The organism is Nocardia sp. NPDC051990, assembly GCF_040680755.1.
In the GTDB taxonomy this organism is placed as follows: domain Bacteria; phylum Actinomycetota; class Actinomycetes; order Mycobacteriales; family Mycobacteriaceae; genus Nocardia.
This window is the reverse complement of record NZ_JBFAXH010000018.1, coordinates 109,066-129,153: the sequence shown is the minus strand read 5'-3', so window position 1 is coordinate 129,153 and position 20,088 is coordinate 109,066. Positions and strand designations below refer to the sequence as shown.

The following is a 20,088-nucleotide window of genomic DNA, read 5'->3' as shown; positions in this document are numbered from 1 at the left end:
ACCGGCGAGATTGTCTGGATGAATAGTCGACGACGGCACAGACGACCGGACTCTCAGTTGAGCCGATTGCCGACCAGGACCATCGGTGGAGCCCACCCCGGCCGCTCCGGACTGTTCGGGGCCGGCGGCGTCGGTGTGTTCGTCGCGGTTCGTTTGGCCCCGCTCAACGCTTGGTCGGTCAGCGTCGCGTCGGAGATGTGGCCACGAGCCACCCGGAGCAACTGTTGGTTCGTCGGATCGCCCAACGCCTCGTTGACGCTGTTCAGGACCCGGTCCGCCTGCCTACTTCCGATCGCCCCCATCATGCGCTGGGCGGTGCGCTGATCGAATGCGCTACCAGCCAACGGGCCGGTGGCGGTAGTGCCATTGGCTAGTCGTTGGAGGTCTTGGGCCACTTCCGCCGACGGTGCGTCCAGGTATGCGGTGACGAATTGCTCCTCCATGCCGTTGGCTAAGCCCCCATCGAGAGTGACGCCCGCGGGAACCGAGCGCCGATACCGGAACGCGGCGGCCTGCAAGGTGGCGAGATCCGCCGCGACCTCGCCTGGATCACTCTCACCTCGGATGAGGCGAAGCGACGAGTCCTGGACGCGTTGGACCGCGGCGACCGCATGCCCGAGATGGTTGTTGGCCATCGTCCAGTCCTTGGAGTTGCCATCGACGATCGACCACGAGCGAATGGCATTGAACAAGATGTCCTCGTCGGTGAATCCGGCGGCGAGCAGCGCGGCCGGTGCATCGCTGACCTTCCCGCCGATATCTTCCAGACCCTGCAATGCCGCGGCCGCGCCGCGAACGGTATTGATGCCACCCGCGGCCTCTGCGGCCTCCCGGGCAGCCCGCGCGAATATGGGCCGGTGCAGGTACGCCTGGGCGTAGGAGCCGATAGGTCCACCCACTCCTGGCGAGGTCCAGAATCCCCATTGCGCCAATTGCGACTGGCGCTCCCTGCGGGCGAACGGCCGCAGCGGTGACCGGGTCCGTCCCCACAGCCATTCGGTCGCAGGCGAATTGCTGACGGTGCTGAAGGCGGCGAGTGCGGGCAGTATGCGCATGGAATGCGCTGCCCCGGCCGCTCCCATACCGAGGGCGGTCCCGCGGCCACCCGAACCGCGTGCGCCACCACCGGTGCCCTGCACAGCCAGTGCGAACCGATTCGCGATCCACTCATTGCCGCGGTCCAGACCATTACTGAGGCGTTTGAGCTGAAGGATCGCCACGATTTCGAAGATCGCACCGATGATGAACACCACCATGACCTGATCGCCGGCAAGCGTGAACAGGTCCCCCAGGATCAGCACATACACGCCGAGAAAGATGGTGTAGGCCGTCATGCGCGCCGCGGCGACGAAGCCGTCGACGACATTGCGGATCAGGAACGTCTGCGTGGGTCCGTACACGAATCCGCCTGCGGCGAAACCGAAGATCGACATCAATCCGTGATAGATCGTGTCGAGGGCCGCCCGGATCACCTTGATCGCGAGCACAGCCCCGAAGGCGAGCAGAATGGCCCCGGCCAGCAGCAGCAAGAGGCCGGTGCCGATCTGTTCGAAATTCGGATTCTCCATCGATTCCTTGGCCGCGCCGTCCCCGCACGCACCAATGCCCCGTTTCACCCGGTCCTCGCTGCGCGCCGCGACACCGGCCGACCACGCGGCACGACAAGACGGCTGTTCGTCGACCACATGCCCGAAGTTCCAGACTTGCAATGGACGACGGGCGAAGTTGTCGGTCAGCGTGCCCTGCATGGTCGCCACCATGTGGGACGGATCGATATTGTTATCGCGGTTCAATCCAGCCGCCACCGAAATGCCGAGGTCACGGCCCTTCGCCAGCAGACCGTCCGAGGACAGCACATCGGCAAGTGGCTCGGCGAGGAATATCGGCCCCAGCAATCCGACCATGACCATGCACACCACTTGCAGGGTGGCCTTGGAGTAGAGGCCGCGCACGACGAACCACGCGACGAAGAATGCGCCGATCGTCGCGGCTGTCACCAACATGATCGGCGTAGCGATCTGTCCGGTCAGGCTGTGCGCCACACCGAGCAGTGCTTTCGAGAAGAGGTTCAACCACTCGAAACTCAGGGCGTAGCCGATCAGCCAGATCGCCGTGATCACAATGATTTTCCAGCCCGCGAACTCCAGGCCGATCACCAGGGATATCGCGGTATCGCCCGGATTGAACACACCGCCGTGGTCGGTGGCGAATATATAGCTGGCGGCCTCGACCCCCGAGGAATCGGCGACATGGGTCCAGCCGAGCGCACTGCCGACCGACGATCCCGCGGAGCGGGTGCTGCTTTCGGCCGTGGCCGTGGCCGTGGCACCGAGTAAACCCGGGAAGACGACCAAAACGAAGACGGTGAGCAGAACGCCGACCGTCCAGCGCCGCCGCCGCGTCGCGCGTATCCACGCATGACCCCGCCGCAGCACCGTGGGCAACTGCCACCGATCCGGATCCCAGTAATCTGATCTCCAGTTGTTCACTACCACAACCTGATTCGTTTCCGCGCACCCAGTCGCAGGCACGGCATGGCAAGGCGAGCATCGAAGCGGACAACCCTCAGAGCTGCTCAACAGTCTCCGGAAGCGACCACCCGAACGCTAACCACGTGTTATGAACGACCACCCTCGGACCAGTGAACAGAGCACTGCGAAACCATCAGAGCCCGTTGGCTTTTCGTCTATATCCCGACCGCGGCTGTTCACCGTCTGTTCGCACCGCGCGGTCGCGGAATGTTCGCGCTGTCCGGTGCATCGTCGTCGCCGTAGCGGCGCTCATGGTTGTCGCAGATCGAGCGCTGAGAGGTCACGAAAGTGTCTGTAGCCCAGTGTTTTCCAGAGGCAGATGCCATACCTGCCGGTCTGTCCCCGCGGCGAACCGCTGGACCGATCGAGGAATCGTGACGATTGCTCGTCCATCGCTGCGACCTCGAATACGCGCCGCCGCGAAAATCGTCGAATCTCCCGACGTATAACGGCCCCTAGCGGGGATCCGGGTCTGCGTAGCGGGATTTGGGAGCCTCGATGATCACTTCCGGTTCGATGATCACTTCCGGTTCGGCCGAGGGACCCAGGGGTGGCCGCTCGGCCAGTACCGGAAATTGGCCGGTGTGATGCTGACGGATGCGGGCGATTCGCAATACTTTTCCGCGGGCCACGAACCAACCGCCGATCAGGGCCGGTACCAGGATGACGAGCATGGCGAGTACGGCGACGCGCTGGACCATATCGTCGCTGCAGGCCATCAGGATTACTACGGTAGCCAGGAAGAGCAGAGTCGCCACATCGGTATAGGGGGCGCCGGGTAGGCGGGAGGCCGGGCGCCAAGCCAAGCCCCGGCGCCATTCGCGCCAGAGTCGAAGATGACAGAGCAGGACCGCGGTCCACGACACGATGGTGCCGAGCGCGGATACGTTCAGCACGATCTCGAAGGCCTTGTCCGGCACCACCGCATCGAGTCCCACCCCGATCAGCGCGATCGCACCGGTGGCCAGAACACCGACGTAGGGTACGCCGGTACGCGACATGCGCGAGGCCACACCGGGCGCGCTGCCGTTCATCGACATCGAACGCAGAATCCGGCCGGTCGAGTACAACCCGGCATTGAGACTGGAGAAGGCGGCCGTGAGCACGATCAGATTCATGATCGAACCTGCCGCTGGCACACCGATTTTCGCGAAGAACGTGACGAACGGACTCTCCCCCGCCCGAAAAGCCGAATAGGGCAACAGCAGTCCGAGCAGTACCAACGAGCCCACGTAGAACAGCGCGATGCGGGCGATGACGGAGTTGATCGATCGCGGCATGATCGTCTCCGGACGCTCCGCCTCACCGGCCGCGATGCCGACCAGTTCGACTGCGGCATAGGCGAATACGACACCGGTAGTCACCGTGACCAGCGGCAGCGCACCGGTCGGAAACAATCCGCCGTGCTGGGTGATCACCCCGACACCGGTCGGCGCGCCTTGAATCGGAAAGCGGCCGGCCAGGAAAATCGTGCCGATGATCAAAAAGCCGACCAGCGCAACGACTTTGATCAGTGCGACCCAGAACTCCAGCTCGCCGAACCAGCGCACCGAGATCAGATTGGTACTCACCACCGCGATCAGCGCGATGAGCGCGATCACCCAGTGCGGGACGACCTCGAATGCGCCCCAATATCGCACATAGGTGGCGATGGCGGTGATATCGACGATTCCCGTCATGCACCAGTGGAAGAAGTAGGTCCACCCGACGGCGAAAGCCAGCTTCTCCCCATAGAACTCGCGCGCATACGAGACGAACGATCCAGGGGAGGGCCGGTGCAGCACCAGTTCGCCGAGTGCGCGCAGGATGAAGAAGACGAATACGCCGCACACGGCATATACCAGGAACAATCCTGGTCCGGCGCTGGCGAGCCGGCCACCGGCACCGAGAAATAACCCGGTGCCGATCACCCCACCGATCGCGATCATCTGCACTTGGCGTGCGCGCAGCGATCTGTGATAACCGACATCCTCGGCATGCAGCGCATCCGCGAGCGCCGATAATTCAACTGGTCCCCGAACTCCGATCATGACCAGGCCTTCCAGTGAGGGAAGTCATGTCGCGGAAGAATGTACCGTTATTCAGCGGCACATTCAAAGTCCGTTTATTTGAAGATTCAACGGGTACTCCAGCAGCCCCGCGCGGAGCACTATCGCGTCCAGGACGCCCACCGAGCCGGTTCGCGCAATCAGCCGGGGCACAGCGTGCGCAGCCGCGAAGTGCAGCCGCGGGTGCTCGACATTCCCTTCCCGGCGTACACCCGAGCAGCTGCTGTTCCGCTCGAATGCTGTGCACGACAATCCGATCGTGACCGTGACAACCGTTGTGGTGCCGGGCATTCCGTGGGCAGGGCAGCCCGCGACCAGCGCTGCCCCGCCAGGCGGCGATCGACTCCACCGTTTCGGCGTGCAATCCCTCGCACGCCATGCAGACCGGCACCGCGCAGGAGTCGACGTTGGTGATCTATTGGCTGGCACAGAATTTCGCGATCAACGTGCCGGACTTGGAACAGCCACAATCAGTCCCAACTCTGCGCCGCGTCGTAGCGACGGCGCATCTGGCGGCGACGGTAGAAGACCTCGTCCACCGAGAGTGTCGTGGTGGCTACCGGCGCCAGGCGGATGTTCAGGCCGAGTTCCCTGATGCGGTGTTCCAGATCGATGCGGCGCTCCGCCGGCAGGTTGGACCACACCGTTTCGAAGCGGCCGCGGATCGAGTGCTCGGCGGCGATCAGGTCCAGCAGCAGCGGCCAGAAGTGGGCGTCGGTGGCGATACCGGGCAAGCGCTCGTGCAAGGCACCGAGCATAGGTGTCCCGGCGACCGGCTGGGCGGTGCGTAAAGAACTCGTTATCCAAAGATCTTCATAAATTTTTTGAGAGGGGCAACTTCCTTTTTATTTGTGCCGCAACACAACTCGGGTTTTGTTCTCAGTCACGGGAAAGTCGCGCGTTCGATTATGCGCTGCATCTGTTTGTATCTGGGCATGATGGATTGGTGTCGGCTCGACCGGGTCCATTCCTGCCTCGGGAGCCACACATGCCTACGTCCGGCCTGACGCGCCGGTCGTTCTTCGGCGCGGCGGGCATCGGTACCCTCGCGCTCACCGCCGCGTGCACCGGCTTCGCCACCACCGGAAGTGGCGGCATGCTTTTTCTCTCCACACAATTCCGCCCCGCCGACGAGGCCGAGCGGTTCCGCAATCTATTGGCCGAGACCGCACCTGGCCTCAGCTACGTGACCATCGAGGAGAGTCCGTTCGCGAGTCAAGTGCGCAGCCAGGTCGGGGCCGGCGCGACCCAGGTCGGTCTGCTCGGCGGGCTGCACGGCGATATCGCGCCGCTGGCCGACGGCTATCTCGAGGATCTCACCGGCCTGCTCGCCGACCTCGGCAACCGCGGCTGGCCCGCCGCCTACCTGCAACTGGCGCGGGCCGGTACCGATCGGACGTGGTATATCCCCTGGGCCACAGCGAGTTACGTACTCGCCGCGCACGCCGAGGCGCTGCAACACTTGCCCTCGGGTACGGATGCCACCGCACTGACCTACGACCAGTTCCTCGACTGGGCGATCGCCACGCGCCGCGCCAACGGCAACCGACCGATGCTCGGATTGCCCGCCGGTCCCAAAGGACTGCTGCATCGCTTCACACAGGGTTATTTGCTGCCGTCGTTCACCGGCGGTCAGATCACCACCTTCCGCTCGGCCGAGGCCGTGACAGCCTGGCAGTATTTCCGCGAACTGTGGGCCAACTGCGCCCAGTCGAGTACGAATTACGACTTCATGCAGGAACCACTGGTCGGCGGCGAAGTGCGCATGGCCTGGGATCACGTCGTCCGCCTCGTACACGCGCCCGAGCACGACCCGCAGGACTGGCGCATGCTGCCCGCACCGCGCGGCAAACACGGCCTCGGCTACATGGCCGTGGTCGCCGGCCTCGCGATTCCCAAGGGCAGCACCGATGCCGAACTCGCCCAGCGCACCATCAGCGCGCTGACCAAGCCGGAAACCCAGATCGAACTGCTGCGCTCGAATGGCTTCTTCCCGTCGGTCGAAACCACCATCCCGGCCGACCTACCACCGGCGGTGAAACTCGAAGCCGATGCCGTGCATCGACAGCAGCAGGCGCAGGGCGCGATCCTGTCGCTGCCGCCAGTCGGACTCGGTCAGCGTGAGGGTGAGGTGAGCAAGGTGTTCAAGGACAGCTTCCGCTCGATTGTGTTGGACGGAGCCGATATTCGGACCACACTCGACCAGCAGGCGCGGGTGCTGCAGGGCATTCTCGACGAGCTGAAAGTGCCGTGCTGGGCGCCGGATCCCGTCGCCGGCAACTGCGGGGTGGGGTAGGTATGCGCGCGCGACTCGGTTCCCCGTGGATTCTGCTGCTGCCCTCCATCGTGCTGTTGGCCGCGCTGTTCGGTTGGCCGCTGGTGCGGGCGGTCTTCGACGCGTTCAGCGACGATCACGGCTTCACGCTCGCGCACTGGCGGCGTTTGTTCGACGATCCGTATTTCCTTACCTCGCTGCGCAATACGCTGTTGTTGATCGTGATCGTGGTGCCGATCCAGTTGGTGCTCGCGGTCGGTATGGCGTTGCTGATGCAGGCGCGGCCGCGGTTCGCGAGCGGCCACTTCTACCTGTGGTGTGTGCCGTTGGCGATCTCCGAGCTGGCCGCCGGACTGGTGTGGCTGTCGATCTTCGGCAATCGTGGATACCTGAACTCGCTGCTGGTCTGGCTCGGGCTGTCCGAGAACGGTGTGCAGTGGTTGAACTATCAGCACACCGGCACCATGCTGCTCGCGGTGGTGATCGCCGAGATCTGGCGGGCGACCGCACTGGTCTTCGTCATCGTCGTGGCGGGTGTCCAGTTGATTCCGCGGGATTACGACGAGGCCGCGCAAGTATTCGGCGCCAACTTCTGGCAGCGGCTGCGGCATGTGACGCTGCCGCAGCTCGGACCGAGTCTGCAGGTGGCGCTGATCCTGCGCACCATCCTCGCGCTGCAGGCCTTCGCTGTCGCGCAGGCACTCACCGGGCGCGACTTTCCGCTACTGGTAGGCGAGACCTACGAGTGGTACTCGAATCTGCAGAATCCGGCGGTGGCGAGCGCGGTTTCCCTTGTGGTGCTGGCCATCTCGCTCGGTACCGCGGTGTTCTATCTGCGGACGATCAGAGCACCGGAAGGGTCGCGATGAGTGAAGCAACGATGCTGCCGCCGATCGACCGCGCACCGCTGCGCCGGCGTCGGTGGCGCGCCATCGGCGTGCAGCTGGCGTGTATCGCGGTGACGCTGTTCATGGCGCTGCCGATCGTGCTGATCGGACTCGCCGCGGTGTCCTCGCGCGAGTCGTTGAACGAATTCCCGAAGCCATTGCTGCCCAGCGAATTCTCCACCGAGACGCTGCAATCGTTCTTCCGCGCGACCGGAACCGTTCCAGCGCTGGGCAACTCGGTGCTCGTCGGGATCTACACGGTATTCTGGTCGCTGGCCATCGGTGCGCCCGCCGGATACACGTTGGCGCGCAATGTCTTCCGTGGCAAGGACACCTATCAGGTATTCATCCTGTTCGTGCGGGCGTTGCCGATTGTGGTGCTGTCGGTGCCGCTGGCCACGATGTTCCTGCGGCTGGATGTCTACGACACGGTCTTCGCGGTGACGCTCGTACACACCACGCTCGCGCTGCCGACCACCGTGCTCATCACGGCGAGCATTTTCGTCGCGGTACCAGCCGACCTCGAGGAGGCGGCGCGCGTCTTCGGCTGCACACGCTGGCAGGCGGCGCGCAAAGTCGTTGTGCCGCTCGCGCTTCCCGGGCTCGCGGCGTCATCGATCTTCACGTTCGTCTTGTCGTGGAACGAGATCCTCGGCGCGACCATCGTGACGCTCGGACATCGCACACTGCCCGCGCAGGTGCTCACCACGCTCGGCGAGGCGTCGACGCCGTACCGGTTCGCGGGCGGGTTCGCGCTGATCATTCCGGCGCTGGTCTTCATCTTCGTGATGCGGCGCTATCTGGTGAATATGTGGGGAACGACGCTGAGATAACAGAGGTTGGGATGACAGAGGTTGGGATGACAGGGGTGCACGGCATATGGCCGAGGTGATTCTGCGGGATCTGGTGAAGACCTATCCCGGCGGCACGACGCGCGCCACCGATCAGGTCTCACTCGAGGTCGCCGACGGCGAATTCATGGTGCTGGTCGGGCCGTCCGGCTGCGGGAAGACGACGCTGCTGCGCATGATCGCCGGACTGGAACTGCCCGATTCGGGGCAGATCGTGATCGGCGGCCAGGATGTCACCTATCTCGAACCGCGGCGGCGCAACCTGTCGATGGTGTTCCAGTCGTATGCCGTCTTCCCCAATAAGAAGGTCGCTGACAATATCGGCTTCGGGCTGCGGGTGCACGGTGTGCCCGCCGAGGAGATCCGACGCAAGGTCGCGTGGGCCGCGGATCTGCTGCAGCTCACGCCGTACCTGGATCGGTATCCGGCGAAGTTGTCCGGTGGCCAACGCCAGCGGGTCGCGGTGGCGCGCGCGATCGTCATGGATGCCGATGTGCTGCTCATGGACGAACCGCTGTCCAATCTCGACGCGCTGCTGCGGCTTTCGTTCCGCGCCGAGTTGAAGAAGCTGGTCGGCGAGCTCGGCACCACCACGATCTATGTCACCCATGACCAGGTCGAGGCGCTGTCGCTCGGCGATCACGTCGCGGTCATGCGCGACGGAGTGATCGTCCAATGTGGTTCGCCGACCGCGGTATACGACGGTCCGGCGACCGAATTCGTCGGCGGCTTCCTGGGCAGCCCGCCAATGAACTTCCTCACCGGGATCGTCGACATCGGCGACGACGGACCGCATATCGATCTCGGCGGGCAGTCACTGCCGGTCCCCGCCGCGCTCGCATCGTTCAACGGTAAAAAGCTCGATCTGGGCATCCGGCCCGAGGCTATTGTCGTCGACGAAGAAGCGGGCACCGATTCGGTGCGCGCCGAACTCCAGGTGCTCGAGCCGCTCGGCTCGGCCACCCTGTTGACCACCGATGTCAGCGGACAGACCGTCAAGATTCAGGCGCGGCCGAGTTTCCCGGCCGACCAGGGCGATGCGCTGAATTTGCACCTGCCACCGCATGCCTGCCGCTGGTACGACCCGGAGACCGGATTATTGCTGGAGGACTCAGAGTAGATATCCGGTCGATACTTCGCCGTATCCGATCTGTTCGACTGTCGAATATTCCAGAGGGAGCCCTCCGCGAACACCAGTTGCATTAACGAACCACCGAGACAGTTTCGCCTGCTCAGGGCACGATACATACCGCGGACACACGAAGACCCCAGCCGCAGCTGGGGTCTCCCGTGGTTACGCCGACCGTTGTGCGAGGGAAACCTCTGCACCCCGGCCTCGATCACTGAGCCTGCCATACTTGCCGGGAATCGTCACGTCGAGTGCGGCCGCCGGCGGGACCCAGGCGCGCTTGCATCTGTAAGTCCGGTCGAATCGTGCTCCACCAGGCAGTATCCGTCGACAGATGCTGCTTTTCAGATAACGAGACAGCAACATCGTGATCATTCCGTGTCCAAACTGTTCGACTCGGAAAGCAGGGCTCGCAACGGAATCCCCTGCGGATCAAGGAGTCGCCGTGGCGCTCTCCAGCTCGGCGACCGAAGAGCGCCCGACGCGGACTACCGTGGCGGAAATGACCCGTTTCCCGGCTGGAGGACCTTTTGCGCAGCATCGCCCGCGTACTGCTCATCATCTCGGCACTTGTCGGGATGGCCATGCCGACGGCGCCCGCCGCAATCGGAGCACCGAGCAGCGATGACGCCAGTGCCGGGAAGATCGATGAGTTGCTGGCACTGCGGGCTGCTGCGCCAGGTGCGAGCAAGGGTGAGCTGATCGAACGGCTGTCAGCTCGCCTGCTCGGGACGCCGTATGGCGCGGATATGCTCATCGGTTCGGCGGACCAGCCCGAACAACTGGTCATCGACCTGCGGCGGGTGGATTGCTTCACTTATCTCGACTATGTCGAGGCGCTCAGCAGGTCGACCGATCGGGACCAGTTCGTGGCGAATCTGATCGCGACCCGCTACACCGACAGCCGCGTCGAATTCCGTCAGCGCAAGCACTTCTTCAGCGATTGGTCGCATACCACGCGCATTGCGGCCACCGATATCACCGGCACGCTGAGCCCGGCGGCGGTGACCGTCACCAAGCACCTCAACGCGAAAGCCGATGGCGGAAAGTATCTTCCGGGCCTGCCGGTGGTCGATCGCGAGATCACCTACATCCCCAGTGCCGCGGTGGACGCGGGCGTCATCGGTGGACTGCGCACCGGTGACTACGTCGGCGCGTACGCCGACCAGGCGGGGCTCGATGTCACCCACGTCGGCATCTTCGTCATGACACCGAGCGGCCCGGTCTTCCGCAACGCATCCTCACTCGCCGCCAACAACAAGGTGGTCGACTCCCCCTTCGCGGACTACGTGCGGACGACCCCGGGCATCATGGTGCTTCGGGCGCAGTAATCGCGCAGACAACGAAACGGAACCGGCCATGCGACAGTGGGCAAGTAGGTTTCGTCCGCCCCGCTGGACTCGATGGCAACATCCGCGACGTCCATGACGTGGACCGAAAGTCATTGTCACACCTTGTCTTTCGGCACCGATCGGCCGGAATCGACTGGTAACCGTCGGCCTTCGAGAACGACACCCACGACCTCGCCAGCACCGGTCCACCGCTACACCGCGATCGAGTTGGTCGGACGCCGAATACGCAAGGGCGCAGAGAGTTCCCAGGTTGCGTTAATCGGGGCGCACGGCGATGTTCACATCCTGTTTACGATGTCGGGATGTTGATTCAGGACGCGCAAGAAAGATCGGTCGCACCTCCGGGGGAAGTGGGGACTGCGCGTCGGGGTCGAGCTCGGTTGGTCTGGGGCAGCGTCATCGGCGCGGTGGTGGTGTTGATCGCGGGGCAGTTGATGGCTGTGCATATCAACGCGCTCGGGCCGCTGACGAGCCTCTCTTGGGATTATGTCGGCCGGCCCAAGTCGGCGACCACACCGTGGGCCGGATTTCTGCTGGCGCTCATCGGTGTTTCGTGGAATGTGCGCGCACGCGCGCTGGCGGCTGCGGTCGGCATCGATGTGGTCTTCGTGATCATTCGCGCGATCGAGGGGCGGGCGTTCACCGTCGGAAACGGTCCGACCATTGTGCTCACCGCGCTCGCGGTGATCGCCGCCGTGCGCTGGACCGGTGCACGGCGCGAAACCGCGCTGCGCACAATCGCTCTCGGTACGCTGCTGATTCTGGCGACCAAGGTCGGCGAGATCTGGCTGGACATCACCGCATGGGCTTGCCCGACGGTACTCGATCCGTACGCGGAACTGGCCGATCGCGCGCTCGGCAATCCGTCGTGGCTCGTCGGACAGGCACTCGACGCGACCGGACCGGTGCCGTTGGCCGTGGTGCGTTGGGTGTATTTCGAACTGCCGGTCGCGGCCATTGTGGTGGCCGCATGGCAGCTGCGCGGGGTGACTGCGGGCGTATGGCCGCGGCACTATCTGGTGCGCACATTCCTGACGCTCGGCGTGGTCGGCCCGCTGTTCTATGTGGTTTTCCCGGTAGTCGGGCCGGTGCTCGCGTTCGGCCCGCAGGGGCAGGGTTTCGAACTCGCCGATGTCTGGCCGAATATCGTTCCAGCACTGCCGTTCTCGGTCGATTCGATGCCGTTCGACGGCATCACACCGCGTAACTGCATGCCGTCACTGCATACGGCCTGGGCGCTGTCGCTGTTCATCCACTCCCGGCGCGGGCCGCTCTGGTTGCGCTGGGGTGGCGCGTTCTGGCTGGTCTGCACCTTGGTCGCGACGCTCGGCCTCGGCGCCCACTACGGCGTCGACCTCGTCGCGGGCGCAACGCTGTGCCTGACCGTCGAATCCACGCTGCGCGATCCGGACCGGGGGTGGGACCGCGCCCGCATCCAGGTCGTGGCCTTCGGCATCGCGACCTTCGCCGGAGTGCTGCTGTGCGTGCGCTTCCTCGCGCTGCCGATGGCGACCTACCCGTTCCCGTCCTGCGTCGCGATCCTCGGCGTCTTCACCGCCCTGGCCGGCGTTTTCTATCGGACCTGGTTCGCGGAAAAGGTCTCGAACGACTCGGAAAAGGTACTGAGCCACTAACTTCGGCGCAGTGTGCCGGTCATGGCACCGCCCTGCCCCGCCCGGTAGGTGACGGTGCCATCCGGCCGCAGCTCGACCGTCGAGGACATACCTTCTTCGCAGCCGACGCCACCGGTCACGCGCGCGACGAATACGAGTTCGGTCTCGGTACCGCTGATCAGCCGGCCGATGCGTTCACAACGGTTGCCGGAACCCTGATCGGTATCCGACGAGGTGGCGACCTCCTCGGCATTCTTCCCGGACTTGATGGTGAGCACGATATCGTGCGTGGCGACACCGTCGGCGGCAACGCCCTTCCATTCGCCCAGAAAGACTTTCGGCACCGCCCACACCGCGGCTATCGGCGTCGTATCGTCCGGGCGCTCGATCGGAGTCGCGTCACTGCCCGAGTCACTACCACGCGAGACCACGAACGCCACGATCGCAACCACAACGGCCGCAACCACAACGCCACCGACTACCGCAAGCCGCTTCGCATCAGCCATTGTCCTGCCCCACCACGCCGAGTCTAATTCCCCACTCGGCACCAGACCTCGCTTTCAGCGCCTCCGAGCCCGAATAGTGCTGTCGCAGAGCGGGTGTCTATTGCGCACAGGGTGTGAGCTATGCGGGATCCGCACTGGCTCTGTGTCAGCTCGGCGGGCGTGGGTAAGGCTGGTGAGCTATGCGGAGTATTTGTAGAAGCCTTCGCCGGTGGCTATGCCGAGCTTGCCCTTGTCGATGTAGTTGGTCTTGAGCCAGGCCGCGAGTCGCTCACCGTCCGCATCGCCGCTATTGACCAGAATGTTGTAGGGGGTGGTCAGGCCGATGATGTCGAGCATCTGGAACGGTCCGACCGGTGCGCCCGTGCCGATGCGCCAGGTCTTGTCGACCGCCTCCGGTTCGGCGAATCCGCCCGCGCCGAGAGACATAGCCGCATTGAGCAACGGCACGAGCAGCGAATTGAGAACGTAGCCCGCCTTTTCCTTGTGCAGCTCGATCGGATCCATGCCGATCGCGGCGGCGAACTCGACGACCGTCCGAAAGACCTGCGGATCGGTCTCGGGTGTGCCCATCACTTCGGCGGTGTTGTACCGCCACACCAGATTCGCGAAGTGCAGCGCGAGGAATTTGTCGGGGCGGCCGGTGTAGTCCTTCATATCGCTGGGCAGCAGGGTGGACGAATTGGTGGCGAAGATCGTCTTCTCCGGCGCGAGTTCGCCCAGCTGCCGGTAGGTCTGCTCCTTGATGGTGAGCACCTCCGGCACCGCCTCGATCACGAGGTCGGCATCCTGCACGGCCACGGCGAGGTCGGTGGTCAGGGCGATGCCCGCCGCGGTCTCCTCCGCCTTGCCGTCACCCGCGCCGGGAACTTCCTTGCGATAGGTTGCCGCGAGCTTGGCCAAACGGTCGCGGGCACCGGCGATGGCCGCATCGCTGATGTCGTAGGCGGTGACATCGAATCCGTGGAATGCGGTCTGGAATGCGATCTGCGATCCCAATACCCCGGTTCCGAGGACGGTCACCTTGTGGATGGTCATTGCTATCTCCTTCCTCCGCAGCTGCCCTGATCTCGACTCGATGCGAAAGGCACTGTGTCCGTTGGACATGGGCCTTCATCGTTCTGTCCGCCCACAGCGTAATGCCCGTCCGGACCGGCGGCCGCGGCCGTAGGCTCTTCCCATGACCGAGCTGCACTCGATCCAGGGCGGACGCGACGACCGACCTCGGCACACCGAGGAACCGCTGTGGCGTGAGGTACTCGGCGAACGGCTGCGCACGCTGCGAAGGGAGCAATGCGAGACGCTCGTCGAAACCGCTGGCCGAGCCGGCATTTCGCCGCAGTACCTGTCCGAGGTGGAGCGCGGCCGCAAGGAACCGTCGAGCGAGATGATCGCGGCACTGGCCGGTGCGCTCGGCACCACCCTGTTCGGTCTCACCGAGCAGGTGGCCGACGAATTGCGCAGCCAGCGTCGGCTCACCTTCGCCCGACAGTCCGCGCCGCGGGCTCAGGGCACGCCCACCCTCATGGCTCTCGCGGCCTGATCAGTCCGCCCGGGCACCCAGCACGTTGTCGACCAGGCCGTAGTCGACGGCCGCCGCTGCGGTGAAGACGCGGTCGCGGTCGGTGTCGTGGCGCAGTCGTTCGGCCGGTTGCCCGGTGTGCCGCGACAGGATGGACTCGATTTCGGCGCGCATTCGCACGAGTTCGTCGGCCTGCAGGATCAGGTCGGGAATCGCGCCCTGACCGCGGGCGGCGGGCTGATGCAGAACCACCCGGGCGTGCGGCAGCAAGGACCGGCGACCGGGCGCCCCACCGGCCAGCAGTACCGCGCCGACCGCGATGGCCTGGCCCACACAGGTGGTCGCCACCGGCGCCTTGATGAACTGCATGGTGTCATACACCGCGAGCATTGCGGACAGATCGCCGCCCTCGCAGTTGATGTACAGGCTGATCTCTTGCTCCGGACTCTCCGACTCCAGATGCAACAGCTGTGCGATGAGCGCATTGGCGACGCCGGAATCGATCGGAGTGCCGAGGTAGACGATCCGCTCGGCGAGCAGATGCGAGTAGATATCGGTGATCCGCTCGCCGCCGCGCGGATGCTGGGCGATCACATTGGGAATGGTGTAGGTCATGCCGAAATTCCGATCCGCTGGCGCTGGGGCACGATCTGCCCGAACGAGTCGACAATGTGGTCGATGAAGCCGTACTCCTTGGCCTGCGTCGCGCTGAACCAGCGGTCGTGCAGCGAATCCTCATAGATGCGGTCGTACGGCTGGCCGGTATCCCCGGCGATAATGCCGAGCACCGTCTCCACGGTGTAGCGCAGGTCATCGGCCTGTACCTCGACATCGACGGTGCTGCCGCCGATTCCGGCCGAGCCCTGATGCATCAGCACCCTGGCGTGCGGTAGGGCGAACCGCCGCCCCGACGTACCCGCCGATAGCAAGAATTGCCCTGCGCTGCAAGCCAATCCGAGTGCCAAGGTGGCCACCTCGCATGGCACCAGCCGCATCACATCGCGAATGGCCAGCATTGCCGGAACCGAACCACCCGGGGAATGGATCCACAAGGAGATTCCGGCATCGGCATCCTCGGCCGCCAAGGTGAGCAGCTGTGTCATCAGCAACGTGCCGTTATCGTCGTCGAGTGGGCCGTCCAGCACCAGAATCCGCCTGCTGAGCAGCTGCTCCCTGGCGCGCCAACTGAACAACGGTGTCTTGTCATCGTGAGCCATGACTCCACCGTGCCCGGCGCCTACCGGAAAAATCTCGCGGCGCTGCCCTCGGCAGATCTGCTCACAGCAGCGTGATCAGTCGTGCGAATGCGCGCGGATGCGCGCCTGCACCTCGGGCCGCCGCAGCGGCGGCACGGTCTTCGGCGGCACCTTCCGCTCGGGCAATTGTTCGAGCAACCGCATGGTCGCGGCCGCGATATCAGCGACGGCGGCGTCGACCGCAGGCCGCGTAGCCGCGGAAATGCTGGACAGCCCGCCGACCTTGCGGACGTACTGCAACGCCGCCGCATGCACTTCGTCCGGGGTGGCCGCGGGCTCCAGCCCACGCAGAGCAGTGATATTTCGGCACATGACCCGAGGCTATCTCGGGTCGGCCCGGGTTTTGAGGGGCCGACCCGAGAGTAGGCCATACCGGCTCGGCCTGAGTCGATCAGATGAATGCCCAACGAGCGCGTATTCCTCGCGCCGACAGCCTCGCAGGTCTGCCGAAGGTCGGCAGATACGTCGCATGTCCCCTGATATGGCCATTACTCTGGATTCGCCAGCGGCAGCCTTCGGATGCGGCCGGGCCGCGGCCGTCAACAGATCGACGACATCCTCGGTCGATGCGGTGGTCATGTCGACGACCGCCGATGCGGGGCGAATTCCTGCGCTTTGGTCTTGGCGCCCTGCCACATCAGATGCCAGCCATCCGGATCGCCGCGCATCACCGCCTCGGCGGTGTCCTTCATCTGCTCGAAGCTCGCATGCGGCGGAATCGGCGGAACCTCGGGGTCGCAGCGCACATCGAGCAGCACCGGACGATCCGCGCTCAGCGCCTGGCTCCATGCGTCGGCGAGCTGGTCTGGGTCGTCGATCGCGATCGACGGCAGACCCATACCGCGCGCGAGATTCGCGTAGGAGGTCTCCGGAAGTATCTGCGACTCTTCGAACTTCGGCGCGCCGCCCATGGCACGCAGCTCCCAGGTGACCTGGTTGAGATCGTTATTGTGGAAGACACAAACGACCAGCCGAGGATCACGCCACTGCCGGTAATAGCGTGCGATTGTGAGCAGTTCGGCGAGTCCGTTCATCTGCATGGCGCCGTCGCCGACCAGTGCGATCGCCGGCCGCCCCGGATGCGCGAACTTGGCGCCGATGGCATAGGGCACACCGGATCCCATGGTCGCCAGGGTGCCCGACAACGAGCCGCGCACACTGAGGCGGAATCGCAGGCAGCGGGCATACCAGTTGGTGGATGAGCCGGAGTCCGCGGTGACGATCGCATTATCCGGAAGCTGTTGCGACAGTTCCCAAACCACGCGCATCGGGTTGACCGGCCTGGCCTGCAACATGGCTTGCCGCTCGACCGTCTCCCACCAGCGGGCCACATTCTCCTCGATCCGCTTCCGCCAGGATCGACCCGGCTTGCGGCGCAGCAGCGGAATGAGTTCGGCCAGTGTGGCTTGCGCGTCACCGACCAGATTGACCTCGGTCGGATAGCGCATGCCGATCATGGTGCCGTCGATATCGATCTGCACCGCGCGCGCCTGACCGAACTCCGGCATGAACTGGGTGTACGGGAAATTCGACCCGATGATGACCAGGGTGTCGCAGTCGCGCATCATCTCATAGCTCGGTCTGCTGCCGAGCAACCCGATCGACCCGGTGACGAACGGCAGATCGTCGGGCAGCACATCCTTGCCGAGCAGCGCCTTCGCCACGCCCGCACCGGTGATTTCGGCGAGTTCCACCACCTCGCGCGCGGCCGAACGGGCGCCCTGGCCGACGAGCACCGCGACCTTGGATCCGGCGTCGATGATCTCGGCGGCGCGTTCGATCTCGGTGTACGGCGCGATCACCGTCGTGGTCACCGGATGCGGTGGGCTGGACGGGACCTGTTTGAACTCGTGTTCGGGCGGTTCGTAAGGTTCGTCCTGCAGATCGGCGGGAATGATCATGGCGCTCGGCGCATGCCGGGTCATCGCCGTGCGGAATGCTCGGTCCAGCGCGTTGGGCAGCTGGCTCGAGACATTGACCTCGACCAGATAATCGCTGGCAACATCCTTGAACAGGCTCTGCAGATCGACTTCCTGCTGATAGCTGCCGCCCATGGCGCTGCGCGCGGTCTGACCGACAATCGCGACGACCGGGACATGGTCGAGTTTGGCGTCGTAGAGACCGTTGAGCAGATGGATCGCACCCGGCCCCGAGGTGGCCGTGCACACGCCGACCTTCCCACTGAATTTGGCGAAGCCGGTAGCTTGGAACGCCGCCATTTCCTCATGCCTGGCCTGCACGAATTGCGGTTTGTTGGCCGCGCGACCGAAGGCGGCGAGCAGACCGTTGATGCCGTCGCCGGGGTAGCCGAAGACTTGGTTTACGCCCCACTCCCGTAGCCGTTGCAGGACGTAGTCGCCAACCTGTTGTTTCATGAGGATCTCCTGTTGATATCCGGGTTGGTCAGACCCGTGATACCCAGCGAATGGGCAGGCAATCAGCAGATGTGCCGGGTGTCGGAGTGGGTGCCGAATGATTGATCTCCCACTGACGCGACTCGCGGCCGACCGTACCCGGCAGGTCGCCGGGGAAGTACGTTTCGATCCCGGATCCGGGCCACATACTCCACCGATGCCTCGAACTACCACGCGGTGCCGCTCAGCAAACCGGTGCGACCTCCACGATGCCGACCATCCGCCACCGAGAGCGCGAAACCCTGGTTCTGGCAGCTGGTTTCAGCTGTCGCACGCAAATCGAACACCTGGATCCGCGAGCCCGGCCGCAGCATTCCGCAGAAGTACTCGCCGCGGCGATCCGCCGCCACAACGGAATCAGTCGGTGTCGAACAGCCGATCGGCGGGCGCGAGTTGGCTGATGGTGTCAGAAATCTGGGCGACCAGGGCCCAGGGGCGTTCGGTATCGGTGGTGGCCTTGCCGCTGGTGAGGATCGCGCCGGAAAGTCCGCGGGTGGGGTCGGCCCAGCCGTATTGGGTTGTCAGGCCGGTGCGGCCGAAGTGGGACTGGGTATTTCGCCCGAACTTCGAGCGACGGGCGCCGAGTTCGAAGCCGGCGCGGCTGACGCGTCCGGCCAAGCCGGGCATGCGGCGGGCGGGGCGGATCGCTTCGCGGAGGGTGTCCGGCTCGATGATCCGGACGCCGTCGAGTTCGCCACCGCGGGTGAGGATTTCGTAGAAGCGGGACAGTTCATCGGCGGTGGTGACGATATTGCCCGACGGCAGTTCGGCGGCCAGGAAATCCCGATTCGCGGACCTGGCGGTCGCACCGTCCATCCGGCCGCCGAGCGCCTTGCGCGTCAACAGCATCGACATTCGCGACGGTGGCGGGCCGGTCTTCACGCTGGGCACGACCTTGTCGACATCCTCCGGCCGGACCCCGAAGTTGTTCCAGCGGAAACCCAATGGTTGGAGTACCTGTTCGGCGAGATGCTCACGCATCCGCTTCCCGGTGGCGCGCTGCACCAGCAGCCGTTGGATCAAACCGCTGGTCAACGCGTGATAGACCCGGAATCGCCCAGGCGGCCAACTCGGCACCAGATCGGCCAACCCCTGCACGGCCAACTCCTCGTCGAGCACCAAATCGACGCCCTTGTACGGCGGGGTAATGAACGGCACACCCGCCGAATGCGACAACACATCGCCGATGGTGATCGCGTCCTTGCCGTGCGCCGCGAACTCCGGAATGTATTTGCATACCGGATCATTCAGCTCGAACGCACCCTGTTCGATCAGCATGAACATCAGCGTCGCTGCGACGCCCTTGGCGGTGGAGAATCCGCAGAACAGCGTCTCCGGCGTCGCGAGCACCTTCTCCGCATCCGGACCGTCGCTCGGCGCATTCCCCCAGCCGTGCCCGATCGCCCGGTTCAGCACGATCTGCCCATTGCGCCGCAGACACGTCTGAATCGCGGGCGTCGTCCCCATTCGATACCACGCCTGCACCGAGGCCCACAGCGCCGCGACGTCCCCGTTCGTCAACCCCGCGGCCGCCGGATCGTCCTCGTGTCCGACCGTCGTCACCGCGTCCAGATCATCGGCGACGGCCACCATCGTGCCAGGTAACACCTTCACCTGGCCAGCATATCGACGCTGATCCGGCCCACGGTCGAGCCCACGCCGCGGCCTTGGTTTCGCGATGCGAGGTACCGACGGGCCGGAGGTATG

At 64.7% G+C, this 20,088-nt stretch carries 17 protein-coding genes; 7 read left to right on the top strand and 10 right to left on the bottom strand.

The window, feature by feature from the left end; all coding sequences use genetic code 11:
* Window positions 1-53: 53 nt before the first annotated feature.
* From AB0L63_RS26705 to AB0L63_RS26695, 3 genes are all read right to left on the bottom strand, one after another.
* Entirely contained in the window at window positions 54-2,489 is a 2,436-nt protein-coding gene (locus AB0L63_RS26705; protein ID WP_364505860.1) for a hypothetical protein, read from the bottom strand.
* 497 nt (window positions 2,490-2,986) lie between these two features.
* Window positions 2,987-4,561: an amino acid permease gene (locus AB0L63_RS26700; protein ID WP_364505858.1), complete on the bottom strand. Its 1,575-nt coding sequence runs from the start codon at window positions 4,559-4,561 to the stop codon at window positions 2,987-2,989.
* A 488-nt stretch (window positions 4,562-5,049) separates the two neighbouring features.
* Window positions 5,050-5,325 (bottom strand): hypothetical protein, encoded by a 276-nt coding sequence (locus tag AB0L63_RS26695; RefSeq protein ID WP_364505856.1) that lies wholly within the window; start codon window positions 5,323-5,325, stop codon window positions 5,050-5,052.
* 242 nt (window positions 5,326-5,567) lie between these two features.
* Between AB0L63_RS26695 and AB0L63_RS26690 the strand changes: the two genes are divergently transcribed.
* The 6 genes from AB0L63_RS26690 to AB0L63_RS26665 all read left to right on the top strand — a co-directional run bounded on the left by AB0L63_RS26690 (window position 5,568) and on the right by AB0L63_RS26665 (window position 12,707).
* Complete coding sequence (locus tag AB0L63_RS26690; protein ID WP_364505854.1) at window positions 5,568-6,875, top strand: ABC transporter substrate-binding protein; 1,308 nt, start codon at window positions 5,568-5,570, stop codon at window positions 6,873-6,875.
* 2 nt (window positions 6,876-6,877) lie between these two features.
* Window positions 6,878-7,723 (top strand): sugar ABC transporter permease, encoded by an 846-nt coding sequence (locus tag AB0L63_RS26685; RefSeq protein ID WP_364505852.1) that lies wholly within the window; start codon window positions 6,878-6,880, stop codon window positions 7,721-7,723.
* Window positions 7,720-8,574 carry a carbohydrate ABC transporter permease gene (locus AB0L63_RS26680; protein WP_364505850.1) on the top strand — a complete coding sequence of 285 codons (855 nt, stop codon included), beginning with the start codon at window positions 7,720-7,722 and terminating at the stop codon, window positions 8,572-8,574. Before AB0L63_RS26685 ends, AB0L63_RS26680 begins: the two co-directional genes overlap by 4 nt.
* 46 nt (window positions 8,575-8,620) lie before the next feature.
* Window positions 8,621-9,712, top strand: a complete 1,092-nt coding sequence (locus AB0L63_RS26675; protein ID WP_364505848.1) for an ABC transporter ATP-binding protein — start codon at window positions 8,621-8,623, stop codon at window positions 9,710-9,712.
* 539 nt (window positions 9,713-10,251) lie between these two features.
* A complete protein-coding gene (locus tag AB0L63_RS26670; protein ID WP_364505846.1) occupies window positions 10,252-11,052 on the top strand; it encodes a DUF1460 domain-containing protein in 801 nt (266 codons plus the stop codon).
* 401 nt (window positions 11,053-11,453) lie between these two features.
* Complete coding sequence (locus AB0L63_RS26665; RefSeq protein ID WP_364505844.1) at window positions 11,454-12,707, top strand: DUF5933 domain-containing protein; 1,254 nt, start codon at window positions 11,454-11,456, stop codon at window positions 12,705-12,707.
* Here AB0L63_RS26665 and AB0L63_RS26660 read toward each other — a convergent pair.
* Together AB0L63_RS26660 and AB0L63_RS26655 are read right to left on the bottom strand one after the other, a co-directional pair.
* Entirely contained in the window at window positions 12,704-13,192 is a 489-nt protein-coding gene (locus AB0L63_RS26660) for a hypothetical protein (RefSeq protein WP_364505842.1), read from the bottom strand. The two genes, AB0L63_RS26665 and AB0L63_RS26660, sit on opposite strands and share 4 nt — an antisense overlap.
* A gap of 177 nt (window positions 13,193-13,369) precedes the next feature.
* Window positions 13,370-14,227 (bottom strand): 3-hydroxyacyl-CoA dehydrogenase, encoded by an 858-nt coding sequence (locus AB0L63_RS26655; RefSeq protein WP_364505840.1) that lies wholly within the window; start codon window positions 14,225-14,227, stop codon window positions 13,370-13,372.
* Between the two features lie 142 nt (window positions 14,228-14,369).
* On the opposite strand from AB0L63_RS26655, the gene AB0L63_RS26650 reads away from it, so the two are divergent.
* Complete coding sequence (locus AB0L63_RS26650; RefSeq protein ID WP_364505836.1) at window positions 14,370-14,732, top strand: helix-turn-helix transcriptional regulator; 363 nt, start codon at window positions 14,370-14,372, stop codon at window positions 14,730-14,732.
* On the opposite strand, the gene AB0L63_RS26645 is transcribed toward AB0L63_RS26650, so the two are convergent.
* From AB0L63_RS26645 to AB0L63_RS26625, 5 genes are all read right to left on the bottom strand, one after another.
* Window positions 14,733-15,326 carry an ATP-dependent Clp protease proteolytic subunit gene (locus AB0L63_RS26645; protein ID WP_364505834.1) on the bottom strand — a complete coding sequence of 198 codons (594 nt, stop codon included), beginning with the start codon at window positions 15,324-15,326 and terminating at the stop codon, window positions 14,733-14,735.
* On the bottom strand, window positions 15,323-15,928 hold the full coding sequence (locus AB0L63_RS26640; RefSeq protein ID WP_364505832.1) for an ATP-dependent Clp protease proteolytic subunit: 606 nt from the start codon (window positions 15,926-15,928) through the stop codon (window positions 15,323-15,325). Before AB0L63_RS26640 ends, AB0L63_RS26645 begins: the two co-directional genes overlap by 4 nt.
* Before the next feature lie 75 nt (window positions 15,929-16,003).
* A complete protein-coding gene (locus tag AB0L63_RS26635) occupies window positions 16,004-16,279 on the bottom strand; it encodes a DUF2277 domain-containing protein (protein ID WP_364505830.1) in 276 nt (91 codons plus the stop codon).
* A gap of 263 nt (window positions 16,280-16,542) precedes the next feature.
* Entirely contained in the window at window positions 16,543-18,342 is a 1,800-nt protein-coding gene (locus AB0L63_RS26630; protein WP_364505828.1) for a thiamine pyrophosphate-requiring protein, read from the bottom strand.
* A 396-nt stretch (window positions 18,343-18,738) separates the two neighbouring features.
* A complete protein-coding gene (locus tag AB0L63_RS26625) occupies window positions 18,739-19,995 on the bottom strand; it encodes a serine hydrolase domain-containing protein (protein WP_364505826.1) in 1,257 nt (418 codons plus the stop codon).
* Between the last annotated feature and the right edge of the window lie 93 nt (window positions 19,996-20,088).

What these genes read in the sequence shown, in the direction of transcription:
- AB0L63_RS26650 (WP_364505836.1), top strand. Translation starts at nt 14,370, where the DNA reads ATGACCGAGCTGCACTCGATCCAGGGCGGACGCGACGACCGACCTCGG.
- AB0L63_RS26680 (WP_364505850.1), top strand. Translation starts at nt 7,720, where the DNA reads ATGAGTGAAGCAACGATGCTGCCGCCGATCGACCGCGCACCGCTGCGC.
- AB0L63_RS26630 (WP_364505828.1), bottom strand. Translation starts at nt 18,342, where the DNA reads ATGAAACAACAGGTTGGCGACTACGTCCTGCAACGGCTACGGGAGTGG.
- AB0L63_RS26690 (WP_364505854.1), top strand. Translation starts at nt 5,568, where the DNA reads ATGCCTACGTCCGGCCTGACGCGCCGGTCGTTCTTCGGCGCGGCGGGC.
- AB0L63_RS26700 (WP_364505858.1), bottom strand. Translation starts at nt 4,561, where the DNA reads ATGATCGGAGTTCGGGGACCAGTTGAATTATCGGCGCTCGCGGATGCG.
- AB0L63_RS26675 (WP_364505848.1), top strand. Translation starts at nt 8,621, where the DNA reads ATGGCCGAGGTGATTCTGCGGGATCTGGTGAAGACCTATCCCGGCGGC.
- AB0L63_RS26635 (WP_364505830.1), bottom strand. Translation starts at nt 16,279, where the DNA reads ATGTGCCGAAATATCACTGCTCTGCGTGGGCTGGAGCCCGCGGCCACC.
- AB0L63_RS26640 (WP_364505832.1), bottom strand. Translation starts at nt 15,928, where the DNA reads ATGGCTCACGATGACAAGACACCGTTGTTCAGTTGGCGCGCCAGGGAG.
- AB0L63_RS26655 (WP_364505840.1), bottom strand. Translation starts at nt 14,227, where the DNA reads ATGACCATCCACAAGGTGACCGTCCTCGGAACCGGGGTATTGGGATCG.
- AB0L63_RS26685 (WP_364505852.1), top strand. Translation starts at nt 6,878, where the DNA reads ATGCGCGCGCGACTCGGTTCCCCGTGGATTCTGCTGCTGCCCTCCATC.
- AB0L63_RS26645 (WP_364505834.1), bottom strand. Translation starts at nt 15,326, where the DNA reads ATGACCTACACCATTCCCAATGTGATCGCCCAGCATCCGCGCGGCGGC.
- AB0L63_RS26660 (WP_364505842.1), bottom strand. Translation starts at nt 13,192, where the DNA reads ATGGCTGATGCGAAGCGGCTTGCGGTAGTCGGTGGCGTTGTGGTTGCG.